We start from the raw sequence: 24,433 nt of genomic DNA, 5'->3' as shown, positions 1-24,433 counted from the left end.
ATGTGCGAGCACGGGTACGAGCGCGAGGCGGACGAGGACGATGCCGACGGCCGAGGAGGACCGGGCCAGCAGAAGGCTGGCCCGGTGCGTCGCGCACCTGCTGCGCCACGCACCGCACCACGTCGTCGCCGCCCTCCTCGACCGGCTCGACGAGCCCGTGCGCAAGTACCTGTGCCGCGACGAATGGCTGCCCGCGGCGGCCGTCACCCTGCTGCTGCGCCACGGCACGGAGGCCGACCGGCACTACATCGCCCGCAACCCGCACGTCGTCGGCCGCCCCCTGCCGGGCCTGCCCGGCGCCGCCCGGTACGCCGCCCGGCCCGGCCCCTCGCCCGAGCTGCTGGCCGAGGTGGGCCCTGGCCCCTTCACCACCGACGAGCTGACCGCCCTGCTGCGCCGCCACGGCCGCCGCCCCCGGATCCCGCTCACCCTGCTGCGCATGCCGCACGACCTCGACCCCGGGCGGCTGCTCCGCGAGCACGCCCGCGACCCGCTGCCGCCCGGCGCCGTCGAGGCGCTGCTGCTGGCGGGCGGGCTGTCCCGGCGGGAGTGCCTCGCACTGCTCGACGCGCGCGAGGGGCGGCCGTACGGGCGCCACTGGTACCGGCCCGCCGTCCGCGCCGTCCGCATGGGCCTGCTGACCTGCGACGAGCTCGTCGCCCACGTCGCCCCCGCCGCCCACACCCTGCTGCTCGGGCACCTCCCCGTCACCCGCGGCCTGCGCTGGAGCCTGCCCGAACAGGCCGAGATGCAGTCGGCCGTGCACCGCGCCCTGCGCCCACTGCTCGGCGAGGACCCCGGTCTGTGGGCCGAACTGCCCCGCCGCGGCGCAGGGTTCCGCGGCACCCTGCCCGAGCTGGCGGACGCCCTGGCCGCGGGCACGCCGGCCGAGCCCGGCGCCGTACGGCACGACCCGGCGCTGGCCCGCGCCGTACGCCACCTCGCCCCGGAGGCGGCTCCCGCCGAGCCCGTCGGGGCCTGGGAGCGCGAGCTGGCCCTGGTGAGCCTGGCCGTGCCGATGGACACCGCCTCCGAGGACGTCCGCTGGGTCCGCGACTGCCTGGACCGCTCCCTGCTCACCGGAGCCGACGTCATCCGGCACAAGGTCCCCGCCTGCTGGGCGCTCGACGAGGACCAGTGGCTCGGCGACATCGGCCACCCCGACCGCCACGACCGCCCGGCCGCGGTGCTCGCCGCCCGGGCCGAGGCCGACCGGCTCTTCGACGCGGCCCTCGGCCACGACCCGGAGGCCTGGTGGCGTGCCGCCCGCGCCCTGCCCGACTTCGCCGGCACCCTGCCCGAACTCCTCGCCCGGGTCACGGACGGGGACTCCGTGTCCAAGCGCCCCTGAGGAGCGGCAACAATGGGGGGCATGAGCGACAGTCCAGCCCCCCTCGCCGACCCGCACCTCCTCTTCGACGCCGCGGCCGGCCGCCGGGACATCGTCATCCTCGGGTCCACCGGGTCCATCGGCACCCAGGCCATCGACCTGGCCCTGCGCAACCCGGACCGCTTCCGGGTCACCGCGCTGTCCGCCGCGGGCGGCCGCACCGCCCTCCTGGCGGAGCAGGCCCGCAAGCTGCGGGTGCGGACCGTGGCCGTCGCCCGCGAGGACGCCGTACCGGCCCTGAAGGAGGCGCTGGGCGCCGCGTACGGGCCCTCCGAGCCGCTGCCCGAGATCCTCGCCGGACCCGACGCGGCGACCGAGGTCGCTGCCTCGCCCTGCCACACCGTCCTCAACGGCATCACCGGCTCCATCGGCCTCGCACCCACCCTCGCCGCGCTGCGCGCCGGGCGGACCCTCGCCCTGGCCAACAAGGAGTCGCTGATCGTCGGCGGCCCGCTGGTCAAGGCCCTCGCCGCGCCCGGCCAGATCATCCCCGTGGACTCCGAGCACGCGGCCCTCTTCCAGGCCCTGGCCGCCGGCACCCGCGCCGACGTCCGCAAGCTGGTCGTCACCGCCTCCGGCGGCCCCTTCCGCGGCCGCACCCGCGCGGAGCTCGCCTCCGTCACCGTGCAGGACGCCCTCGCGCACCCGACCTGGGCCATGGGCCCGGTGATCACGATCAACTCGGCGACCCTGGTGAACAAGGGGCTGGAGGTCATCGAGGCGCACCTGCTCTACGACATCCCCTTCGACCGCATCGAGGTCGTCGTCCACCCCCAGTCGTACGTGCACTCCATGGTCGAGTTCTCGGACGGCTCCACCCTCGCCCAGGCCACCCCGCCGGACATGCGCGGGCCCATCGCGATCGGCCTCGGCTGGCCCCAGCGGGTCCCCGACGCGGCCCCCGCCTTCGACTGGACCAAGGCCTCCACCTGGGAGTTCTTCCCCCTGGACACCGAGGCCTTCCCGTCCGTGGGCCTCGCCCGGCACGTGGGCACCCTGGGCGGGACCGCGCCCGCCGTCTTCAACGCCGCGAACGAGGAGTGCGTCGAGGCCTTCCTGGCCGGGCGGCTGCCGTTCACAGCAATCATGGATACGGTCTCCGCAGTGGTCGATGAGCACGGGACGCCGCGGACGGGAACTTCCCTCACCGTCCAGGACGTCCTCGAAGCGGAGACCTGGGCCAGGGCCCGGGCACGGGAGATGGCGGCGCGGGCCGCCGTGGAGGCGGGCGCATGACGGCTTTGATGACGGTACTCGGGGTCGTGCTCTTCGCGTTCGGCCTGCTGGTCTCCATCGCCTGGCACGAGCTCGGCCACCTCTCCACGGCCAAGCTCTTCGGCATCCGGGTGCCGCAGTACATGGTCGGCTTCGGGCCGACCGTCTGGTCGCGGAGGAAGGGCGAGACCGAGTACGGCATCAAGGCCATCCCGATGGGCGGCTACATCCGCATGATCGGGATGTTCCCGCCGGGCGACGACGGCAAGGTCACCGCCCGCTCGACCTCGCCGTTCCGGTCGATGATCGAGGACGCCCGCTCGGCCGCGTACGAGGAGCTCCAGCCGGGCGACGAGAGCCGGCTCTTCTACACGCGCAGGCCCTGGAAGCGCGTCATCGTGATGTTCGCCGGCCCGTTCATGAACCTGGTCCTCGCCGTGGCGATCTTCCTCACCACCCTGATGACCTTCGGGCTGAACACCCAGACCACCGTCGTCAGCTCGGTCTCGGACTGCGTCATCCAGCAGAGCGAGAAGCGCGACAAGTGCGCCCCCGGCGACCCGGCCGCCCCGGCCAAGGCCGCCGGACTCCAGGCGCAGGACAAGATCGTCGCCTTCAACGGCCGCCCGGTCAGCGACTGGTCCGTCCTCCAGAAGGACATCCGCGCCACCGTCGGCCCCGCCACCATCACCGTCGAGCGGGCCGGCCGGCGCCTCGACCTGCACGCGAACCTGATCGAGAACAAGGTCGCCAAGACCGACGCCGACGGCCGGTACGTCAAGGACCAGTACGTCACCGCCGGCTTCCTCGGCTTCGCCCCCGCCGTCGGCTACGTCCCGCAGACCTTCGGCCAGTCCGTCACCCGCATGGGCGAGATGATGGAGGCGGGCGCCCAGTCCCTCCTCGATCTCCCCGGCAAGGTCCCGGACCTGTGGAACGCCGCCTTCAACGGGGCCGAGCGCAAGCAGGACAGCCCCATGGGCGTCGTCGGCGCGGCCCGCGTGAGCAGCCAGATCTTCAACCTCGACATCCCCGCCCAGTACCAGCTGGTCTTCTTCCTCAACCTGCTGGCCGGGTTCAACCTGTCGCTGTTCCTGTTCAACATGCTCCCGCTGCTTCCGCTCGACGGCGGCCACATCGCCGGCGCCCTGTGGGAGTCCCTCCGCCGCACTGTGGCGAAGGTCTTCCGGCGCGCCGACCCCGGCCCCTTCGACGTGGCGAAGCTGATGCCCGCCGCGTACGTGGTCGCGGGAGTCTTCGTCTGCTTCACCCTGCTGGTCCTCGTCGCCGACGTGGTCAACCCGATCAAGATCAACTAGCGGTACGGGCGGCACCGCCGCGCACACCGGAGCCGGGCACGCACCGTGCCCGGCTCCCTGCGTTCGGGTGGCGCCGCCCCCTCGGGTGCGTGGGGCACCCGCGCATTGGCGTAACCTCAAAGGCCGGAGCCCGCCGATCTCGGGACCTCGATCCACACCTTGGGGTTGCACAGCAGATGACTGCCATCTCTCTCGGAATGCCGTCCGTGCCGACGAAGCTTGCCGACCGCCGGGTCAGCCGCAAGATCCAGGTCGGCTCCGTGGCCGTCGGAGGCGACGCACCCGTCTCGGTGCAGTCGATGACCACGACCCGGACGTCCGACATCGGCGCCACGCTCCAGCAGATCGCCGAGCTGACCGCCTCCGGCTGCCAGATCGTCCGCGTGGCCTGCCCCACGCAGGACGACGCCGACGCGCTCGCCGTGATCGCCAAGAAGTCGCAGATCCCGGTCATCGCCGACATCCACTTCCAGCCCAAGTACGTGTTCGCCGCGATCGACGCCGGCTGCGCCGCCGTCCGCGTCAACCCGGGCAACATCAAGCAGTTCGACGACAAGGTCAAGGAGATCGCGAAGGCCGCCGGCGACGCGGGCACCCCGATCCGCATCGGCGTCAACGCGGGCTCCCTGGACGCCAGGCTGCTCAAGAAGTACGGCAAGGCCACCCCCGAGGCGCTGGTCGAGTCCGCGCTGTGGGAGGCCTCCCTCTTCGAGGAGCACGACTTCCGCGACATCAAGATCTCGGTCAAGCACAACGACCCGGTCGTCATGGTCGAGGCCTACCGCCAGCTCGCCGCCCAGTGCGACTACCCGCTGCACCTCGGCGTCACCGAGGCCGGCCCCGCCTTCCAGGGCACCATCAAGTCCGCCGTGGCCTTCGGCGCCCTGCTCTCCCAGGGCATCGGCGACACCATCCGCGTCTCGCTCTCCGCGCCCCCGGCCGAGGAGATCAAGGTCGGCATCCAGATCCTGGAGTCGCTCAACCTCCGCCAGCGCCGCCTGGAGATCGTCTCCTGCCCGTCCTGCGGCCGCGCCCAGGTCGACGTCTACAAGCTGGCCGAGGAGGTCACGGCGGGCCTGGAGGGCATGACCGTGCCGCTGCGCGTCGCCGTCATGGGCTGCGTCGTCAACGGCCCCGGCGAGGCCCGCGAGGCCGACCTCGGCGTCGCCTCCGGCAACGGCAAGGGCCAGATCTTCGTCAAGGGCGAGGTCATCAAGACGGTCCCCGAGTCCAAGATCGTGGAAACCCTCATCGAAGAGGCCCTGAAGATCGCCGAGCAGATGGAGAAGGACGGCGTCGCCTCCGGCGAGCCCAGCGTCGCCATCGGCGTCTGAGTTCTCGGGCTGTGAGCAGGGCCCCGGCCCCGGACCCCGTCGAGGGGCCGGGGCCGGGCCCTTTTCGTGACCTGCGGGACGCGGCATCCCCGCGCCCCGGCGGGTACAGTGCGGAGATCAGCAGACTTGCACGGTGAGGCCCCAGTGTTGACGCAGACCACCACCCGGGTCCTTGAACCCAGTGATCTGGACGCCGCGCTCGCCATCCTCGGACGCGAGCCGGTCGAGAACGCCTTCGTCGCCTCCCGTGTACAGGTCGCCGGACTCGACCCCTGGCGCCTGGGCGGCGAGATGTGGGGCTGGTACTCCGGCGGCGAGCTCCGCGCGCTGTGCTACGCCGGGGCCAACCTGGTCCCCGTCTGCGCCGGCCCCGACGCCGTCCGCGCCTTCGCCGACCGGGCCCGCCGCACCGGCCGCCGCTGCTCCTCCATCGTCGGCCCCGCCGACGCCACCCGGCTCCTGTGGCAGCTCCTCGAACCCAGCTGGGGTCCCGCCCGCGACGTGCGCCGCCACCAGCCCCTCATGGCCACCGAACAGCCGTCCGCCGACGTCGCGCCCGACCCGCTCGTCCGCCGGATCCGCAAGGACGAGATGGACCTGATCATGCCCGCCTGCGTGGCCATGTTCACCGAGGAGGTCGGCATCTCCCCCCTCGCCGGGGACGGCGGCCTGCTCTACCAGGCACGGGTCGCCGAGCTGGTCGGCAGCGGCCGCTCCTTCGCCCACGTCGAGAACGGCAAGGTCGTCTTCAAGGCCGAGATCGGCGCCGCCACCGCCCGGGCCTGCCAGATCCAGGGCGTCTGGGTGGCCCCCGAGTTCCGCGGGCGCGGGTACTCCGAGACCGGCATGGCGGCCGTCGTCGAGTTCGCGCTGCGCGACGTGGCCCCCGTGGTCAGCCTCTACGTCAACGACTTCAACACCGCCGCGCGCGCCGCCTACCGGCGCGTCGGCTTCCGCGAGGTCGGCGCGTTCATGAGCGTCCTGTTCTGACCGTGCGCGGCGTCCCCCGGCGCACGCGCTCCCCGCGCCGGGCGGCCGGTTTCGTCCGGGAAGCCGTACCGGAGCGCCCCTACCCCGCAGTAAGGTCGGCCGCATGCTGCCTACTCCCGGGGGCGACGACCCCGCACGGCCCGCTGGACTGCGCATCGGGCACCTCGACCTCGCCGGCCGCGTGGACGATGCCCTGCGCGTGCAGGCCGTGGCCTTCGGGCTCAGCGAGGAGGAGGTCGGCATCCGGCGCTACATCGTCCAGCGCCACATGACCTGCCGCGGCGCCCGCGCCCTCGGCGCCTTCACCGACGACGGGGCCCTCGCCGGGTTCGTGTACGGGATGCCCAACGACCGGGCCCACTGGTGGTCCACGATCGTCGAGCCCTACCTGCGGGCCGCCGGCGCCGAGTACTGGCTCGACGACTCCTTCGTGATCACCGAGCTGCACGTCCACCCCGGCTTCCAGGGCCGGGGCGTCGGCCGCGCACTGATCACCCGGATCACCGACAGCGCCGCCGAGCCGCGCTCGATCCTCTCCGCCATCGACACCGACAGCCCGGCCCGCGGCCTCTACGGCGCCCTCGGCTACCGGGACCTGGCCCGCAAGGTCCACTTCCCGAGCGCGAGCCTCCCGTACGCCGTCATGGGCGCCCCGCTGCCGCTGCTGCGCACCTAGTCGCCCGCCGGTCCCGAAAATGCTGTCGGGGGCGGGGCGGGCCCCGATAGCCTCGCCGCATGTCAACGCAACACGTGCAGCGCATGTCCCGCCTCATGGCCAAGACCCTCCGCGAGGACCCGGCCGACGCCGAGACCCTCAGCCACCGGCTCCTCGTCCGCGCCGGCTACGTCCGGCGCAGCTCCGCCGGGGTCTGGACCTGGCTGCCGCTCGGCAAGAAGGTCCTCGACAGCGTCTCGCGCATCGTCCGCGAGGAGATGGACGCGATCGGCGCCCAGGAGGTGCTGCTGCCGGCGCTGCTGCCCAAGGAGCCGTACGAGGTCAGCGGCCGCTGGACGGAGTACGGGGACCTGCTGTTCCGCCTCAAGGACCGCAAGGGCGCGGACTACCTGCTCGGCCCCACCCACGAGGAGATCTTCACCCTGGTGGTGAAGGACCAGTGCACGTCCTACAAGGACCTGCCCGTGATGCTGTACCAGATCCAGACCAAGTACCGGGACGAGGCCCGGCCCCGCTCGGGGGTGCTGCGCGGGCGCGAGTTCCAGATGAAGGACTCGTACTCCTTCGACGTGACGGACGAGGGGCTGGCGGAGTCCTACCGGCTCCACCGCGAGGCGTACGTGCGCATCTTCCGGCGGCTCGGCCTCGACCACCGGATCGTGTCCGCCGTGTCGGGAGCGATGGGCGGCTCGGCGTCGGAGGAGTTCCTGGCACCGGCCGGTGCGGGCGAGGACACGTTCGTGGACTGCCCCTCCTGCGACTACGCGGCGAACACCGAGGCGGTCACCTTCGTCCCGGGGCCCGTCGCGGACGCCCCCCACGGGCCGATGGAGGAGATCCCCACCCCGGACACGCCCACCATCGAGACCCTCGCCGCGCACCTGGGCGTCCCCGCGGCCGCCACGCTGAAGAACCTCCTGGTCAAGGTGGACGGCGAGATCACGGCCGTCGGCGTGCCCGGGGACCGGGAGGTGGACCTCGGCAAGCTCGGGGAGCACCTGGCCCCGGCGGTGGTGGAGCTCGTGACGGCGGAGGACTTCGCGGGCCGGCCCGACCTGGTGCGCGGCTACGTGGGCCCGCAGGGGCTGGACAAGGTCCCCTACCTGGCCGATCCGCGGGTGGCGCCGGGCACGGCGTGGGTCACGGGTGCGAACAAGGCCGACACCCACGCCCGGAACGTCGTCTGCGGCCGCGACTTCGAGGTCGACCGCTACCTGGACGTGGTCGTCGTCGAGCCGGGCGACCCCTGCCCCTCCTGCGGCGCGGGGCTGCGGCTGGACCGGGCGATCGAGATCGGGCACATCTTCCAGCTGGGGCGGAAGTACGCGGACGCCTTCGGGCTGGACGTGCTGGGCCCGCAGGGCAAGCCGGTGCGGGTCACCATGGGCTCCTACGGGATCGGCGTCTCCCGGGCGGTGGCCGCGCTCGCCGAGCAGACGGCCGACGAGCGCGGGCTGTGCTGGCCGGCGGAGGTGGCCCCGGCGGACGTCCACGTGGTGGCGGCGGGCAAGGCCGTTCCGCTGGCGCTGGCCGAGCAGGCCGCGCAGGCCCTGGCCGGAGCCGGGAAGCGGGTCCTGCTGGACGACCGCGCCGGGGTCTCGCCGGGCGTCAAGCTCACCGACGCGGAGCTGATCGGCGTGCCGTGGATCCTGGTGGCGGGGCGCCGGGCGGGGGACGGGGTGGTGGAACTCCAGGACCGCCGCACGGGCACCCGCGAGGAGCTCCCGCTGGACGAGGCGCTGGCCCGGCTGTCGTAGAGGGCCCGGGGCCCGGCCCGGCCGACGCGAGCCCGCCCTCCCGACGGTGACGGGAACCCCGCGACGCGCCCTACGTCGTCGGGGGCTCCTCCGCGGTGGGCCCGGACCCGGTCGGACCGTCCGCCGCCGGAGCCTCCCGCGGCGGCGGACCGGTGAGGCCCGGAAGGTCTTCCACGGGCGTGGCGGAGAGCCCGGGGGCGTCCTCGGGGGACGGACCGGCGAGGCCGGGAACCTCTTCGGCCGCCGGAGCGGTGAGGCCGGGGACGTCCCCCGGGGACGGGCCCGTGAGGCCCGGCACAGCCTGCGGTGGCGGACCGGCGGTGTCGTTGGCGGTGTCGTCGGCCTCCTGCGGGGCCCGCGCCGCCGGGGCGGGCCCCGCAGGGCCCTGGCGGGCGTCCTGAGGCGGGGTCGGGGCGGCCCGCTCCAGGAAGCGGAGGAGCTCCACCGGGAAGGGGAGGACCAGGGTGGAGTTCTTCTCCGCCGCCACGGCGATCACCGTCTGGAGCAGCCGCAGCTGGAGCGCCGCCGGCTGATCCGACATGACGGCCGCGGCATCGGCCAGCTTGTGCGAGGCCTGGAGCTCCGCGTCCGCGTTGATCACCCGCGCTCGCCGCTCCCGGTCCGCCTCCGCCTGCCGCGCCATCGACCGCTTCATCGTCTCCGGCAGCGACACGTCCTTGATCTCCACCCGGTCGATCTGCACGCCCCATCCCATGGCGGGGCTGTCGATCATCAGCTCCAGCCCCTGGTTCAGCTTCTCGCGGTTCGACAGCAGGTCGTCCAGGTCGCTCTTGCCGATGATCGACCGCAGCGAGGTCTGGGCCATCTGCGAGACCGCGAAGCGGTAGTCCTCCACCGCGATGAGCGCGCTCGCCGGGTCGACCACCTTGAAGTACACGACCGCGTCCACCCGCACCGTGACGTTGTCCCGGGTGATGCCCTCCTGCGCCGGCACCGGCAGCGTCACGATCTGCAGGTTCACCTTGTGCAGCCGGTCCACCACCGGGAGGATCATGGTCAGCCCCGGCGGGCGCACGCCCTGCCGCAGCCGGCCGAAGCGGAAGACGATCCCCCGCTCGTACTGCTTCACGACCCGCGCGGCAGCGGCCATGTAGATCGCGACGCCCGCGGCGGCGGCGATCCCCGCTGTCAGCAGTTCTTCGACCATCACGGCCCCCTGCCGGACATGCCCCTTCTATCAAGGTATGCCCTACAGCCAGGCGGCGAACTCCAGCAGCAGCTCCGCGTCCCGGCGCCGGCCGGCGGCCAGCGCGCGCACCCCCGCCTCCACTGCCCGGAACAGTGTCCAGCCCCGCAGCCGCTCCCGGTCCACCTCCAGCGAGTCGGCGAGCTTGTTCACCCGCCGCCGTGCTCCGGCCGCCCCCGTCGAGGAGGCCACCTGGTCCTCCAGCCGGTCCCGCACCAGCCGGGCCAGGTCGTACGCGCGCTCGCCGACCAGCGGCTCCGGGCCCACCGCCAGCCACGGCGCGCGTTCGCCGGCCAGCACCTTGCCCTGCCGGAAGTTCCCGTGCAGCAGCAGCTCCTCGGGCGGCCCGGCCGTCAGTTCCTCCCGCACCGCCAGGGCCGCTGCGGCCAGGGCCCGCGCCTCCGCGGGCGCCGACCGCAGGGCCCCGGCCTGCGCGGCCGTGCGCTCGGCCACCGTCTCGAAGGGGTGCCCGGCCGGCGGGCGCACCCACAGCCGCCGCAGCGTGCCGCACGCCTCCAGCAGCGCCTTGGCCTCCGGCAGCGAGCGCAGCGAGACCTCCGCGTGCAGCCGCTCCAGCAGCAGCGCCCCGTCCTCCTCGTGGTGGCGCGAGTCCAGGACCCGGACCGCCCCGAAACCGCCCCAGTGGGCGAGCGCGGCCAGCTCCAGCTCCGGCCGGGCCACCGGCGGCGCCAGCTTCAGGGCGGCCGGGGTGCCGTCGGCGTAGCGGACCAGGATCACCAGGCTGCTGCGGCCGCCCGGTGCCAGCGCCCGCTGGGCCAGGACGTCCCGCCGCTCCAGCGCCTCCTTGGCGAGCTCGGGCAGCCGCTCCAGCCACTCCGTGTCCTGAGCGGTCCGCGGCAGCTCGCCGAGCGCCCGTACGAGCCGCTGGGGCGGTTCGAAAGCCATGCGTGCGTGGTCCCTTTCAGCTGGTGCGGGCCCCCTGAGAGCGTTCGGTGAGCCCAGGGAAGGCTACGCCGCTGCCGCGCCACCGCGCCGCGCGGACGGCGGCCGCGCTCAGCGCGTCGGCCGCGTCGCGGCGCAACTGGCCGTCCGCCGCCCGGACGAGGTCCGAGTAGGCGCCCGCCACCCGGTCCTCGATGTCGGCGGCCAGCCGCTCGGCGTCGTCCGGGGAGCGCACCTCGAACGGCAGGGCGTACGCCGCCTCCGCGGGCCGGGGCGCGCCGCCCAGCTCCCGGACGGTCCGGGTCAGCCGGTCGCGGCGGGAGAGGTGGTGGCCGTACGCCTCGCGGGCCTCGGTCGCCCGGGCGGGGTCGATCCGGGCGCCGACGACCCCGTACCCGTACGTCGCCGCGTGCTCGGCGGCCAGCGCCGCCTGGGCGGCCTCCAGGGTGCGCCCCCCGGGGGAGGAGGAGGGCTTCACGGCGGGCTTCGCACCGGTGGTCACGAGGGGGCTCCCGGGTTCGAGGTCAGCAGGTAGGCATGGACGGCCCCGCAGGCCGCCACCGAGGCCAGCAGCCGGGCCAGCTCCCCGGGGGCGCCGGCCAGGGCGATGGTCCGGGCCTCGGACAGGCTCCGCTCGGCGTCCGCGAGCGCGCTCAGTGCCTCGGCGGGCTTCGCCGGGACCTCCGCCTTCCCGGCCGCCGGCGCGCCGGTCGCCGGAGGGGCGGACGGGGACGTGGACGGGGAGGGCGTCCGGGTGGGCGTCGGAGCGGACTCCGGGGCGGAGGGCGCCAGGGCCCCGGTGTGCGCGGCGACCGCCTCCCGCAGCGGAGCGAGGCGCCCGGCCAGGTCCGGATGGACGGCCGCGGTGGCGTCGTAACGTTCCAGCAGTCGCCTGGTGTCACGGACGGCGCCCTCGCGCATCCGCCGTTCGAGTGAACTCGCGCTGTCCGCGCCGGACGGCGCGCCCCCGCCGGAACACCCGGTGGCCAGTGCGGACCCCGCCGCTGCGGCGGCGGCTCCGGCGAGCACGCTCCTGCGTGAGGGCGAGGGCCTCGAAGGCAAGGTCCAGGGCACGGTGACGTCCTCGGGGTGATGACGGGACAAGGTGTGATCACCGTACCCGGGGGTCCGCCCGGCGGCGCGGACGGCAACACCCTCCGCGACCGGATACCCTTTCACCTGACACGCGACGGAAAACCACAACAGCACACGCGGCCGAGGAGTCACCCGGATGAGCACCACCCAGAGCGACAGGCTGCGCGGACTGCTGGAGCCGCTCGTCGCCGCCAAGGGCCTGGACCTCGAGGAGATCGAGCTTTCCAAGGCGGGCAGGCGCCGGATGCTCAGGATCGTCGTGGATTCCGACGAAGGCGTGGAGCTGGACGCGTGCGCCGAGCTGAGCCGTGAGGTCTCCGACGCGCTCGACGCTTCCGACGTCATGGGCGAGGACGAGTACGTCCTCGAAGTCAGCTCCCCGGGCGCGGACCGCCCTCTCAGCGAGCACCGTCACTACGTCCGGGCGACCGGCCGTCTCGTGAAGTTCCAGCTCGTCGAGGACGGGGAACTGGTCGCCCGCATCCTCGGCGTCGACGACGAGGGCATGGACCTGGAGGTCCCGGGCGTGAAGGGCCGCAAGGCGACCGCCCGCCGCATCGCGTTCACCGACATCGCCAAGGCGCGTGTCGAGATCGAGTTCAACCGCAAGGACAAGAAGGAAGAGGAGGCGTAGCCGTGGACATCGACATGAGTGCCCTGCGGGGTCTGGTCCGGGAGAAGGAGATCTCCTTCGACCTGCTCGTCGAGGCGATCGAGTCGGCCCTCCTCATCGCGTACCACCGCACCGAGGGCAGCTTCCGGCGCGCCCGCGTCGTGCTCGACCGCACCAACGGTCACGTGGTCGTGTGGGCGACGGAGGACCCGAGGGACCTCGAAGAGGGCCAGGAGCCCAAGGAGTTCGACGACACCCCGTCGGACTTCGGGCGGATCGCGGCGACGACCGCCAAGCAGGTGATCCTCCAGCGTCTGCGCGACGCCGAGGACGACCTGACCTTCGGCGAGTTCGCCGGCCGCGAGGGCGACGTCATCACCGGCGTCGTCCAGCAGGGCAAGGACCCCAAGAACGTCCTGGTCGACATCGGCAAGCTGGAGGCCATCCTGCCGGTGCAGGAGCAGGTCCCCGGTGAGGAGTACCCGCACGGGCTCCGCCTGAAGGCGTACGTCGTGCGCGTGGCGAAGGGCGTCCGCGGTCCGTCCGTGACCCTGTCGCGCACCCACCCGAACCTGGTGAAGAAGCTCTTCGCCCTGGAGGTCCCGGAGATCGCCGACGGCAGCGTCGAGATCTCCGCGATCGCCCGCGAGGCGGGCCACCGCACCAAGATCGCGGTCCGGTCCACCCGTTCGGGCCTGAACCCGAAGGGCGCCTGCATCGGCCCGATGGGCAGCCGCGTGCGCAACGTGATGGCCGAGCTGCACGGCGAGAAGATCGACATCGTCGACTGGTCGGACGACCCGGCGGAGATGGTCGCGAACGCCCTGTCCCCCGCCCGGGTGAGCAAGGTCGAGGTCGTGGACTGGGACTCGCGCTCCGCGCGGGTGACCGTCCCCGACTACCAGCTCTCGCTGGCCATCGGCAAGGAGGGCCAGAACGCCCGCCTCGCCGCGCGGCTCACCGGCTGGCGCATCGACATCCGCCCGGACACCGAGCAGGCGCCCGACGCGGACGCCGACCGGGACTGACCGGGAGCGGCCAGGCCTGGCCGGGAACGGCCGGGACTGACCGGGGTCGACCGGAAACAGTGGCCCCGGCGGGAATAAATCACTACCGGTCGGTGGTTTCCGGCCGGTAGACAGGGGGTTCTCCGCCCGGAGGACCCTTCGTGGATCACAACGACATCCGTTCGATTTTTCACCTGAAGGGGTGAGGTCGGTACGGGGAGGTAGACTGAGGCGTGTCTGGCCGGACGCAAGCCCGCGCATGCCCCGAACGCACCTGTGTGGGGTGCCGGGAGCGAGCGGCCAAGAACGATCTGCTGCGCATCGTGGCGATCGGGGACGTATGCGTCCCGGATCCTCGCGGTACGCTGCCCGGCCGGGGTGCGTACGTGCACCCCGCCGTGGTCTGCCTCGACCAGGCGGTCCGCCGCAGAGCGTTCCCCCGGGCCCTCCGGTCCGCAGGACCGCTCGACACGGAGGGCCTGCGCAATGCCCTGGCCGTCCAGGCCGTGGCGACACCGTAAGAAGAAGTACGGCACGGACACCCCGTGCGGTCAGGTACCTCGCGAGTTGGAAGTAGGTCGAGATTGCGATGAGCACTCGATGAGTACGCGATGAGTACGCCCATGAAGTAGCGACGGTCCGGCGTAACCCGGACCTAAAAGGAGCGAAGTGGCTAAGGTCCGGGTATACGAACTCGCCAAGGAGTTCGGGGTTGAGAGCAAGGTCGTCATGGCCAAGCTCCAAGAACTCGGTGAATTCGTCCGTTCGGCGTCCTCGACGATCGAGGCGCCGGTTGTACGCAAGTTGACTGACGCACTGCAGGGGCCCGGCGGCAACGCCGGCAAGTCCGCTGCGAAGCCCGGCGCGCCCCGCAAGGCCGCGCCCGCCAAGCCCGCGGCGCCCTCCCCGGCGACCGCGGCACGTCCTGCCCCGAAGCCCGGCGCACCGGCCCCCAAGCCGGCCGCTGCCGAGGCCCCGGCGGCCCCCGCCCCGGTGACTCCGGCCGCTCCCGGCCCGCGTCCCGGCCCCAAGGCTCCGGCCGCCCCGAAGCCCGCTCCGGCGGCTCCCGTGGCGACCGAGTTCTCCGCGCCCCCGGCCGCCCCCGCGCGTCCGTCCGGCGCCACCCCCGGCCCCCGTCCGGCGCAGCAGCGTCCGGCCGCGCCGGGCCAGCCCGGCGCGCGTCCCGGCGCCCCGCGTCCGGCCGGTGCCACCCCCGGTGGCCAGGCTCCGCGTCCCGGTGCTCCGGCCCCGCGTCCGCAGGGCGCCCGTCCGGCCGGTCCCCGTCCGGGCAACAACCCGTTCACGTCCGGCGGCTCCACCGGCATGGCGCGCCCGCAGGCGCCCCGTCCGGCCGGTGCCCCGCGTCCCGGTGCCCCCGGCGCCGGCGGCCAGGGTGCCCCGCGTCCGCAGGCCGGCCCCGGCGGCGCCCCGCGTCCGCAGGGTCCCGGCGGCGCCCGTCCGACCCCGGGCGGCATGCCCCGTCCGCAGGGCGGCGCTCCGCGTCCGGCCCCGGGCGGCAACCGTCCGAACCCCGGCATGATGCCGCAGCGTCCCGCTGCCGGCGGTCCCGGCCCCCGTCCCGGCGGCGGTCCCCGTCCCGGTCCGGGCGGCGCAGGCCGTCCCGGCGGTCCCGGTCGTCCCGGCGGCGGCTTCGCCGGCCGTCCGGCCGGTCCGGGCTCGCGTCCGGCCGGTGGCGGCTTCGGCGGCCCGCGTCCGGGTGGCGGCGGCTTCGGCGGCGGCCCGGCCGGCGCCGGTGGCGGCGGCCGTCCCGGCTTCGGTGGCCGTCCCGGCGGCCCGGGTGCCCGTGGTGGCACGCAGGGTGCGTTCGGCCGTCCCGGCGGGCCCGCCCGTCGCGGTCGCAAGTCGAAGCGTCAGAGGCGCCAGGAGTACGAGGCCATGCAGGCCCCGTCCGTGGGCGGCGTGATGCTGCCCCGCGGCAACGGCGAGACCGTTCGCCTGTCGCGCGGTGCGTCCCTCACCGACTTCGCGGAGAAGATCAACGCCAACCCGGCGTCGCTGGTCGCGGTCATGATGAACCTCGGCGAGATGGTCACTGCCACGCAGTCCGTCTCCGACGAGACCCTCCAGCTCCTCGCCGACGAGATGAACTACACCGTTCAGATCGTCAGCCCGGAGGAGGAGGACCGCGAGCTGCTCGAGGGCTTCGACATCGAGTTCGGCGAGGACGAGGGCGGCGAGGAGTTCCTCATGCCGCGTCCGCCGGTCGTCACCGTCATGGGTCACGTCGACCACGGTAAGACCCGCCTCCTCGACGCCATCCGCAAGACGAACGTCGTCGCGGGCGAGGCCGGCGGCATCACCCAGGGCATCGGCGCCTACCAGGTGGGCACCGAGGTCAACGGTGAAGACCGCAAGATCACCTTCATCGACACCCCGGGTCACGAGGCGTTCACCGCCATGCGTGCCCGTGGTGCGAAGTCGACCGACATCGCGATCCTCGTGGTCGCGGCCAACGACGGCGTCATGCCGCAGACGATCGAGGCGCTGAACCACGCCAAGGCCGCCGGCGTCCCGATCGTCGTCGCGGTCAACAAGATCGACGTCGAGGGTGCCGACCCGGTCAAGGTGCGCGGTCAGCTCACCGAGTTCGGTCTGGTCGCCGAGGAGTACGGCGGCGACACGATGTTCGTCGACATCTCCGCCAAGCAGGGTCTGCACATCGACTCCCTGCTCGAGGCCGTCGTCCTCACCGCCGACGCCTCGCTTGACCTGCGGGCCAACCCGGAGCAGGACGCTCAGGGTATTGCGATCGAGTCCCACCTCGACCGTGGCCGCGGTGCCGTCGCCACCGTCCTCGTCCAGCGCGGTACCCTCCGCGTCGGCGACACGATGGTCGTGGGCGACGCCTACGGCCGTGTGCGCGCCATGCTCGACGACAAGGGCAACAACATCGAGGAAGCGGGTCCGTCGACCCCCGTCCTGGTCCTGGGTCTCACCAACGTCCCCGGCGCCGGCGACAACTTCCTCGTCGTCGACGAGGACCGCACCGCCCGCCAGATCGCCGAGAAGCGTGCTGCGCGCGAGCGCAACGCCAACTTCGCCAAGCGCGTCCGTCGCGTGTCCCTCGAGGACCTCGACTCCGTGCTCAAGGCCGGTCTGGTCCAGGAACTCAACCTCATCATCAAGGGCGACTCGTCCGGTGCGGTCGAGGCCCTGGAGTCCTCGCTGCTCCAGCTCGACGTCGGCGAGGAGGTCGACATCCGCGTCCTGCACCGCGGCGTGGGTGCGGTCACCGAGTCCGACATCTCGCTGGCGATGGGCTCCGACGCCATCGTCATCGGCTACAACGTCCGCGCTGTCGGCCGTGCCGGGCAGATGGCGGACCGCGAGGGCGTCGACGTCCGGTACTACTCGGTGATCTACCAGGCCATCGAGGAGATCGAGGCGGCCCTCAAGGGTCTCCTCAAGCCGGAGTACGAAGAGGTCGAGCTCGGCACGGCGGAGATCCGCGAGATCTTCCGCTCGTCCAAGCTGGGCAACATCGCCGGTGTCCTGGTCCGCTCGGGCGAGGTCAAGCGCAACACCAAGGCGCGGCTCCTGCGCGATGGCAAGGTCATCGCCGAGAACCTCACCATCTCCGGTCTGCGCCGCTTCAAGGACGACGTCACCGAGATCCGCGAAGGCTTCGAGGGCGGTATCAACCTCGGCTCCTTCAACGACATCAAGATCGACGACGTCATCGCGACGTACGAGATGCGCGAGAAGCCCCGCGCGTAAGCGCGAGGCGGTTCGTACCGTGTCGTAACACCGGGGCCGGTCGGCGGAATATCCGTCGATCGGCCCCGGCCGTTGCGTGTACGGTTCAGGTGACCCTGCCGAGCGATGGCCGGCAGGCCACCGAACCCGCACCGGCGGGATATCCGGAACTGCATGTACGTGGGGACTCTGTCCTTCGATCTGCTCCTCGGCGACGTCCATTCGTTGAAGGAGAAACGCTCCGTCGTCCGGCCCATCGTTGCCGAGCTCCAGCGCAAGTTCTCCGTGAGCGCGGCCGAGGTGGGCGACCAGGACCTGCATCGCAGGGCGCGCCTGGGGATCGCCCTGGTGAGCGGGGACGCGGGGTTCGTGTCGGACGTACTCGACCGCTGTGAGCGGCTGGTCGCGGCGCGTCCGGAGGTGGAGCTGCTGTCTGTGAGGCGGCGGTTCCACGGTGATGAAGACTGATTGCTTGTCTGCAAGGAAGAAGGAGACGGACCAGTGGCCGACAATGCGCGGGCGAAGAAGCTGGCGGACCTGATCCGGGAGGTGGTGGCGCAGAAGCTGCAGCGTGGAGTCAAGGACCCCCGCCTCGGTACGCACGTGACCATCACGGACACCCGGGTCACCGGCGACCTGCGGGAGGCCACGGTCTTCTACACGGTCTACGGCGACGACGAGGACCGGGCCAGCGCGGCAGCGGGCCTGGAGAGCGCCAAGGGCGTACTGCGCTCCGCGGTCGGCCGGGCGGCGGGGACCAAGTTCACGCCCACCCTGACCTTCGTGGCGGACGCCCTCCCGGAGAACGCCAGGACCATCGAGGACCTCCTCGACAAGGCGCGCGCCTCCGACGCCCACGTGCGCGAGGTCTCCTCCGGCGCGCAGTACGCCGGTGAGGCCGACCCGTACAAGAAGCCCGATGAGGACTCCGACGACTCCGAGGACGCAGCCGCGGAATGAGCACCGACGCAGGGAAGACTCCGGACGGCCTCGTCATCGTCGACAAGCCGTCCGGCTTCACTTCGCACGACGTGGTCGCCAAGATGCGCGGGATCGCCAAGACCCGCCGCGTCGGCCACGCCGGCACCCTCGACCCCATGGCGACGGGCGTGCTCGTCCTTGGCGTCGAGAAGGCCACCAAGCTCCTCGGCCACCTCGCGCTGACCGAGAAGGAGTACCTCGGGACGATCCGCCTCGGGCAGTACACCCTGACGGACGACGCCGAGGGCGAGATCACGGAGTCCACCGACGCCTCCGGGGTCACCCGCGAGGCCGTGGACGCGGGGATCGCCAAGCTGACCGGCGACATCATGCAGGTCCCGTCCAAGGTCAGCGCCATCAAGATCAAGGGCGTGCGCTCCTACAAGCGCGCCCGCGACGGCGAGGACTTCGAGATCCCGGCCCGCCCGGTGACCATCTCGTCGTTCCAGGTGTACGACATGCGCGAGGCGGAGGCCGAGGACGGCACCAAGGTCGTCGACCTGGTCGTCTCCGTCGTCTGCTCCAGCGGTACGTACATCCGCGCCCTCGCCCGCGACCTGGGCGCCGACCTGGGCGTCGGCGGCCACCTCACGGCGTTGCGGCGCACGCGGGTGGGGCCGTACAAGCTCGACAAGGCGCGCACGCTGGACCAGCTCCAGGAGGAGCTGACCGTGATGCCGATCGGCGAGGCGGCCGCGGCCGCGTTCGCGCGCTGGGACCTGGACGCCCGGCGGGCCTCGCTGCTCGCCAACGGCGTGCGGATCGAGATGCCGGACGAGTACCAGGACGGCCGGACCGTGGCCGTCTACGGCCCCCAGGGCCAGCTGCTCGGGCTCGTCGAGAGCAAGGGCGGCAAGGCGAAGTCCCTCGCGGTCTTCGTCTGACCCCCCTTCCGGGGCTCCGCGTCCCGGACGTGGAGCGGTGGGCGCACCGTGACCGCCGCTCACCGCTCCACAACCCCCTCGGGCAGGTACCTGTCCACCCGGGGCTCCGGGTTCACCCGACCGAGCGGGCGCTCGGAGTGAACGGAGGGAGCGCGAGGGGGCGCTTTCGGCCCGTGTGCTTTCCGTCCCGATCTTCACTTGCCTACCGTCATGACCACGGGTCCCGTGGCGGGGGAGTGGTGCGGCGTTGTCGGACGAGGTCACAGGCGGTGCGGGGAGCGCCGGCGCGGTTCCCTGGGGAGCCGCCGAACCCGCGGGACTCGTGACGATCCGCGATCCGGCTGGCCGGACCCGCGGCAGCGGCTTCGTGGCCGACGACCGCGGGACGGTGGTGACCAGCCACGAGGCCGTGGAAGGCCTGGAGCGGGTCGTGCTGCACGCGCCGGGGGAGCGGACCTGGCGGGCCGAGGCCGCCGAGGTGACCGCCCTGCCGGAGCTCGGGCTGGCACTGGTGCCGAGCGACGGGCTCGGGATGCGGCCGCTGCCGGTGGCCGCGCGCGGGACCATTCCCCCGGGAACGTACGTACGCGTCCCCGCGCGCGGCTGGCGCCAGGCGCGGGTGCTCGGGGCGGGCGCGGAGGTCGCCTACACCGCGGCCGGCCGCCGGCTGCTGCTGCCCGCCACCGTCGAGCTGGCGATCGGCACGGACGGCCGGGACGCCCTGCGGCTGGGCGGCGAGGCCTGCGGGGGACCCGTCCTCGACGCGGCGACCGGAGCGGTGCTCGCGGTCGTGGGCACCACCCTCACGGCGCGGCGGCGCTCCGGAAGCTTCGCCGTCCCCCTGCGCGCGGCTGCCGCCACCGTACCGGGCGGCCCCCTCGCGGCCCTGCTGGAGCGCAACGGCGCCACCGTCCCGGGATTCGGGGCCGAGTTGAACCTGGCGGGCGCGCTGGAGCTGACCGCGACCACCCTGGGCCCGGCCGTCTCCCTGGCCGCAGGCGCCGCCGAACCCGTGGCACGGCCCGCTATCGCCGACGGGCTGGCCGCCTTCACCGCCGGTCGGGACCTCGTCCTCGGCCTCGTCGGCGATCCCGGCACCGGCCGCAGCACCGCCCTCGCCGCCCTGGCCGCCGACCGCGCGCGCGGCCCCCGCCCCGCGCCGACACTCTGGCTGCGCGGCGGCGATCTGCGGGCCGACGACGCCTCGCTGGCCGACGCCGTGGCGCGGGCGCTGGCGGAGGCGGTCCGCATCGTCGTCGCGGGCCGGCCCGCGGGCACGGTGCGGGCGGGCGCCGACGGGACGGCGGAGGCAACGTCCGAGGAGACGGCGGAGCGGGTGGCCCGGCTGGCGGGTGCGGCCGGGCGGGCACTGCTCGTGGTGCTGGACACCCCCGAGGAGATGCCGCCCGCCCTCGCGCACCGCCTCGCGCCGTGGACCGCGTCCACCGCCGCGTGGCTGTGCGGCACCGGGGCCCGGCTGGTGGTCGCCGCCCGGCCCGAGTACTGGGAGCGGGCCGGCGCCCTCTACCCGCCGGAGCTGCTGCACACCCCCGGCCGCCCCGCCCAGCGGCTGCCGCCTGCCCTGCCCGTCGGGGATCTCAGCCCGGCGGAGGCGGATACGGCCCGGGCCCGTCTGGGCATCCCGGCGGACGCGGTACGGGATTCCGACGCACGCCACCCCCTCACCCTGACCCTGCTCGCGGGCCTCCGCGCCGCCGGGGTCACGGAGGGCCGCCCGGGCCGCGACGAGGTCTTCGCCGCCCACCTGGACCTCCTGTCCCTCCGCACGGCCCTGCGTATCGCCACGTACCCCCACCCGGCCGCCGGCCGGGGCCGGGACGCCGCAGCCGGGTTCCCCGTCCCGGCCGCCGGGGGCCGGACGCCCGGCCGCCGGACCCCGGGCCCCGAGCCCGCCCCGGACACCCGGGCGCCGGAGGGCAGGCCGGGCGGGAGCCCGCCCGGCGACGCGCCCGCAGGGGCGGGGGCGGCCCCCTGGGCGGGGAACGGCGCTGCCCGACCCGCCGCGGACCGGCCGTCCGGCCCCCCGGCCGGCGCGGGCGGGGTGTCCGGCGTGTGGCAGGGCGCAGGCGGGGTGTCCGGGGCTCCGGTCGGCGTGGGTGGGGTGTCCGGCGTGTGGCCGGGTGCGGACCGGCCGTCCGGCGCTCCGGTCGGCGTGGGTGGGGTCTCCGGCGCGTGGCCGGGTGCGGGTGGGGTGTCCGGCGTGTGGCCGGGTGCGGACCGGCCGTCCGGCGCTCCGGTCGGCGCGGGTGGGGTCTCCGGCGCGTGGCCGGGTGCGGGCGGGGTGTCCGGCGGCTGGCCGGGCGCGGACCGGGTGTTCGGCGCCCGGCCCGGCTCGGGCGGGGCGGCGGGTGGCGGTCCGGCCGCCGGACACCCGCGCGACGTGGCGTACGGGCCCGGGGTGCGGCGGCTGGCCGCCCGGGTGGCCGGGCGGGTGCACGAGGCCGCCCGACGGTGCCTGGGCCGGGGGCAGGGACAGCTCGACCGGGCCGCCTTCGAGGAGCTGTTCCCCTGGCGCACCGGCTGGGCCTCCGCCGTCCTCGCCGAGGGCCTGCTCGTCCCCGCCGGCCCCGGCTACCGCTTCGCGCACGAGGAGCTCTCCGACTGGCTCCAGGCCTGCCACCTCGACGTCCCAGGCGCCCTCGACTCCCTCGTCCACACCGGCCCCGCCGCACCCGGCCCGCCCGTGCCCCGGCACCGCATCGGCCCCGTGCTCGAAGCCCTGGGCCGGCTCCCCGACGCCGAGCGCCGGGAGGCCCTGGCCCGGCTGGTCGGCGCCCTACACGCCTTCGCCGAGGCCCCGCCGGGGGAGGTCCACCCCGACCGCGTCTGGTGGGCCGCCCGGCTGCTGCGCGGAACCCTGCTGCGCGCCCCGGACGCCACCCCGTACCTGCCCGTCCTGCACGCCCTCGCCGAGCACGTGGCCCGGGCCGGCCCGGAGGAGTTCGGCGGCTGGTTCTGGAACCGGCTCCGGCTGGCCGAGTCCGACCGGGTCGACCTGCTGCGCCGCCTGCTGCCCTCCGACCACCGCTACCTCGAAGCCGCCGGCCGCCGCCTCGCCCGCGCCCCGCGGCTCGTCCTGCCCCTGGTCTGCGCCTGGTTCACCGACGAACGCCGGCTGCGCGGCCGCCCCGGAGCCACCGTCGCCACCGCCGCCCAGGCCCTCCTCCACACCCACCGGGGACTGGCCCCCGACGACCTCGCCGACGCCCTCGTCGACGCCGCGCACCCGCGCGCCGACGAACTGCTCGCCGTCCTCGCCGAGGACGAGCCCTCCGCCCTGTCCCGCGCCGTCGGCCGCTGGGCCCGCGACGACCGGCCCGGCCGGCGCGTGGCCGCCGCCGCGTACGGGCTCGCCACCGCCCCCCACGTCCGCACCCCCGCCGACCGGGAGCTGCTGCGCCACGCCGCGGAGGCGCTCCTCGCCCGTCCAGGCGACGTCCCCCTGCACGGCAGCGCCCTCGGGATGCTGCTGCGCGACCCGCAGGCGCGGGCCCGCCACCTCCCCGACGCCCTCGCCTGCTTCCGCGACCCCCAGCGCGGCGCCCGGCTGCCCGCCTCCGCGCTGGTCGCGGCCCTGCCCGTACTGCCCGATCCCGACGCGGTGTTCGACGCTCTGCGGGCCCGCGCGGACGGGGAGGTGCTGCGCGCCCTCGCCGCGCTGACCACCCCGGGGCTGGCCCGCCGCGCCGGCGAGCTCGTACGGGAGCACCTCGCGCGGCATCCCGAGGACGCCCCGCACGCCGCCGTGTTCGTCGACCGGCGCCTGGAGCAGGGCCCGGCCGCCGCATCCGTGCTGCGCCCCCTGGTCCTGGGCCTGCTGCGGACCGCCCCGCGGGGGGTGCGGGCCGCCCTGGCCGGCGTGCTGGCCGCGCCCGGCGGGGAGCCCGGCTCCGCGCTGCGGGCCGACCTGGCCGAGGCACTGCTGCGGGAGGAGGCCGACCCCGAGGTGCTCGGCGCCTTCCTGACGGCCCTCGCCGCCGCGACCCGCGCGCGCCCCGAGGAGCGTACCCGCGAGCTGCTCCGGCGCACGGGCCGCCAGCTGCTGCGGACCCCGGGCGGCCCCGCGGTGTTCGAGCAGCGCACGGTGGAGCTGGTGCGGGCCGACCCCGTCTTCGGGGCGCTGGTGGCCCGCTGGCTCGCCGAGGCCGGGGCGGAGGCGTCGGCGCTGCTCGGGCCGGGTGCCCGCCGGACGGTGGAGACCCTCAGCCGCTCCGCCCCGGACGTCACCTGAGCCGGGGCGGGGCGGTCGCGCTCCCGGACACCGATGCGGGGACCGGGGCACCGGCATGGCAGTCTTAGACCTGCAATCGGCAATTCGGTACAGGCACTACACGGGTTCGGGCGAGGAGCGGTCACAGTGCAGCGCTGGCGTGGCTTGGAGGACATCCCCCAGGACTGGGGACGCAGCGTCGTCACCATCGGCTCCTACGACGGGGTCCACCGGGGACACCAGCTGATCATCGGACGGGCCGTGGCGAAGGCCCGCGCGCTGGGCGTGCCCTCGGTCGTCGTCACCTTCAGCCCCCACCCGAGCGAGGTCGTGCGGCCCGGCAGCCACCCGCCGATCCTGGCCCCGTTCGACCGCCGCGCCGAACTGATGGCCGGCCTCGGCGTCGACGCGCTGCTGATCCTGCCCTTCACTGCGGAGTTCTCGCAGCTGTCCCCGGCCGACTTCATCGTCAAGGTGCTGGTCGACAAGCTGCACGCGCGCGCCGTCATCGAGGGGCCGAACTTCCGCTTCGGCCATCGGGCCGCCGGCAACGTCGACTTCCTGCGCGAGCTGGGCTCCACGTACGACTACGAGGTCGAGGTCGTGGATCTGGTCGAGCGCGGCGAGGCGAGCGGCGGTGTGCCGTTCTCCTCCACCCTGGCGCGCACGCTGGTCGCCGAGGGGGACATGGAGGGCGCCGCCGAGATCCTGGGCCGCCCGCACCGGATCGAGGGCGTCGTGGTGCGCGGTGCGCAGCGCGGGCGCGAGCTCGGCTACCCGACGGCCAACGTCGAGACGGCGCCCCACACCGCGATCCCGGCCGACGGGGTGTACGCGGGGTGGCTGACGGCGGACGGCGAGCGGATGCCGGCGGCGATCTCGGTCGGGACGAACGTGCAGTTCGACGCCACCGAGCGGACCGTGGAGGCGTACGCCATCGACCGCGTCGGGCTGGACCTGTACGGCAAGCAGGTGTCGGTCGAATTCCTCGCCTACGTGCGCGGGATGGCGAAGTTCGAGTCGCTCGACGGGCTGCTGGAGGCCATCGCCGACGACGTGAAGCGGGCCCGGGCGCTGACCGACGCCTTCGACGCCGCGCGCCGCTAGACCCCGA

General features: G+C 74.3%; 20 protein-coding genes. 16 read left to right on the top strand and 4 right to left on the bottom strand.

Annotated features, from left to right (window positions below):
• Positions 1-40: 40 nt before the first annotated feature.
• From ACFY15_RS00200 to ACFY15_RS00170, 7 genes are all read left to right on the top strand, one after another.
• Positions 41-1,351: a hypothetical protein gene (locus ACFY15_RS00200; RefSeq protein WP_390688996.1), complete on the top strand. Its 1,311-nt coding sequence runs from the start codon at positions 41-43 to the stop codon at positions 1,349-1,351.
• Between the two features lie 12 nt (positions 1,352-1,363).
• Positions 1,364-2,626 carry a 1-deoxy-D-xylulose-5-phosphate reductoisomerase gene (dxr, locus tag ACFY15_RS00195; protein ID WP_390688997.1) on the top strand — a complete coding sequence of 421 codons (1,263 nt, stop codon included), beginning with the start codon at positions 1,364-1,366 and terminating at the stop codon, positions 2,624-2,626.
• A complete protein-coding gene (locus tag ACFY15_RS00190) occupies positions 2,623-3,924 on the top strand; it encodes a M50 family metallopeptidase (protein WP_390688998.1) in 1,302 nt (433 codons plus the stop codon). Before dxr ends, ACFY15_RS00190 begins: the two co-directional genes overlap by 4 nt.
• A 176-nt stretch (positions 3,925-4,100) precedes the next feature.
• Positions 4,101-5,258, top strand: a complete 1,158-nt coding sequence (ispG, locus tag ACFY15_RS00185) for a flavodoxin-dependent (E)-4-hydroxy-3-methylbut-2-enyl-diphosphate synthase (protein ID WP_390688999.1) — start codon at positions 4,101-4,103, stop codon at positions 5,256-5,258.
• 144 nt (positions 5,259-5,402) lie between these two features.
• Positions 5,403-6,248 carry a GNAT family N-acetyltransferase gene (locus tag ACFY15_RS00180; RefSeq protein WP_390689000.1) on the top strand — a complete coding sequence of 282 codons (846 nt, stop codon included), beginning with the start codon at positions 5,403-5,405 and terminating at the stop codon, positions 6,246-6,248.
• A gap of 103 nt (positions 6,249-6,351) precedes the next feature.
• The gene (locus tag ACFY15_RS00175) at positions 6,352-6,924 is read left to right on the top strand and encodes a GNAT family N-acetyltransferase (protein ID WP_390689001.1); all 573 of its coding nucleotides are present in this window, start codon (positions 6,352-6,354) and stop codon (positions 6,922-6,924) included.
• Positions 6,925-6,983: 59 nt separating this feature from the next.
• Complete coding sequence (locus tag ACFY15_RS00170) at positions 6,984-8,681, top strand: proline--tRNA ligase (RefSeq protein ID WP_390689002.1); 1,698 nt, start codon at positions 6,984-6,986, stop codon at positions 8,679-8,681.
• Positions 8,682-8,751: 70 nt separating this feature from the next.
• On the opposite strand, the gene ACFY15_RS00165 is transcribed toward ACFY15_RS00170, so the two are convergent.
• Genes ACFY15_RS00165 through ACFY15_RS00150 form a run of 4 tightly spaced genes read right to left on the bottom strand, consistent with a single transcriptional unit; the run spans position 8,752 to position 11,820 of the window.
• Positions 8,752-9,849 (bottom strand): SPFH domain-containing protein, encoded by a 1,098-nt coding sequence (locus ACFY15_RS00165; RefSeq protein WP_390689003.1) that lies wholly within the window; start codon positions 9,847-9,849, stop codon positions 8,752-8,754.
• Positions 9,850-9,891: 42 nt separating this feature from the next.
• Positions 9,892-10,794 carry an aminoglycoside phosphotransferase family protein gene (locus tag ACFY15_RS00160; RefSeq protein ID WP_390689004.1) on the bottom strand — a complete coding sequence of 301 codons (903 nt, stop codon included), beginning with the start codon at positions 10,792-10,794 and terminating at the stop codon, positions 9,892-9,894.
• Between the two features lie 16 nt (positions 10,795-10,810).
• The gene (locus ACFY15_RS00155; RefSeq protein WP_390689005.1) at positions 10,811-11,293 is read right to left on the bottom strand and encodes a ferritin-like domain-containing protein; all 483 of its coding nucleotides are present in this window, start codon (positions 11,291-11,293) and stop codon (positions 10,811-10,813) included.
• Entirely contained in the window at positions 11,290-11,820 is a 531-nt protein-coding gene (locus ACFY15_RS00150) for a hypothetical protein (RefSeq protein WP_390689006.1), read from the bottom strand. Before ACFY15_RS00150 ends, ACFY15_RS00155 begins: the two co-directional genes overlap by 4 nt.
• 202 nt (positions 11,821-12,022) lie before the next feature.
• Between ACFY15_RS00150 and rimP the strand changes: the two genes are divergently transcribed.
• The 9 genes from rimP (at position 12,023) to ACFY15_RS00105 (ending at position 24,426) form a co-directional block, all read left to right on the top strand.
• Positions 12,023-12,520 carry a ribosome maturation factor RimP gene (gene rimP / locus ACFY15_RS00145; protein ID WP_042809344.1) on the top strand — a complete coding sequence of 166 codons (498 nt, stop codon included), beginning with the start codon at positions 12,023-12,025 and terminating at the stop codon, positions 12,518-12,520.
• A gap of 2 nt (positions 12,521-12,522) precedes the next feature.
• Positions 12,523-13,527: a transcription termination factor NusA gene (gene nusA, locus ACFY15_RS00140; RefSeq protein WP_042809345.1), complete on the top strand. Its 1,005-nt coding sequence runs from the start codon at positions 12,523-12,525 to the stop codon at positions 13,525-13,527.
• A gap of 212 nt (positions 13,528-13,739) precedes the next feature.
• Positions 13,740-14,027, top strand: a complete 288-nt coding sequence (locus ACFY15_RS00135) for a YlxR family protein (RefSeq protein ID WP_390689007.1) — start codon at positions 13,740-13,742, stop codon at positions 14,025-14,027.
• A gap of 148 nt (positions 14,028-14,175) precedes the next feature.
• Positions 14,176-17,244: a translation initiation factor IF-2 gene (infB, locus tag ACFY15_RS00130; RefSeq protein ID WP_390689008.1), complete on the top strand. Its 3,069-nt coding sequence runs from the start codon at positions 14,176-14,178 to the stop codon at positions 17,242-17,244.
• A gap of 153 nt (positions 17,245-17,397) precedes the next feature.
• Entirely contained in the window at positions 17,398-17,691 is a 294-nt protein-coding gene (locus ACFY15_RS00125; RefSeq protein WP_390689010.1) for a DUF503 domain-containing protein, read from the top strand.
• A 33-nt stretch (positions 17,692-17,724) separates the two neighbouring features.
• The gene (gene rbfA, locus ACFY15_RS00120; protein WP_390689011.1) at positions 17,725-18,183 is read left to right on the top strand and encodes a 30S ribosome-binding factor RbfA; all 459 of its coding nucleotides are present in this window, start codon (positions 17,725-17,727) and stop codon (positions 18,181-18,183) included.
• Complete coding sequence (truB, locus tag ACFY15_RS00115; protein WP_390689012.1) at positions 18,180-19,088, top strand: tRNA pseudouridine(55) synthase TruB; 909 nt, start codon at positions 18,180-18,182, stop codon at positions 19,086-19,088. The genes rbfA and truB overlap by 4 nt, the downstream gene beginning before the upstream one ends.
• 322 nt (positions 19,089-19,410) lie before the next feature.
• Positions 19,411-23,340: a hypothetical protein gene (locus tag ACFY15_RS00110; protein ID WP_390824749.1), complete on the top strand. Its 3,930-nt coding sequence runs from the start codon at positions 19,411-19,413 to the stop codon at positions 23,338-23,340.
• A 126-nt stretch (positions 23,341-23,466) separates the two neighbouring features.
• Entirely contained in the window at positions 23,467-24,426 is a 960-nt protein-coding gene (locus ACFY15_RS00105; RefSeq protein WP_390824748.1) for a bifunctional riboflavin kinase/FAD synthetase, read from the top strand.
• The last annotated feature ends 7 nt before the right edge of the window (positions 24,427-24,433 follow it).

The organism is Streptomyces sp. NPDC001373 (assembly GCF_042895815.1).
Lineage (GTDB): Bacteria > Actinomycetota > Actinomycetes > Streptomycetales > Streptomycetaceae > Streptomyces.
This window is presented reverse-complemented; position numbering and strand designations above follow the sequence as displayed.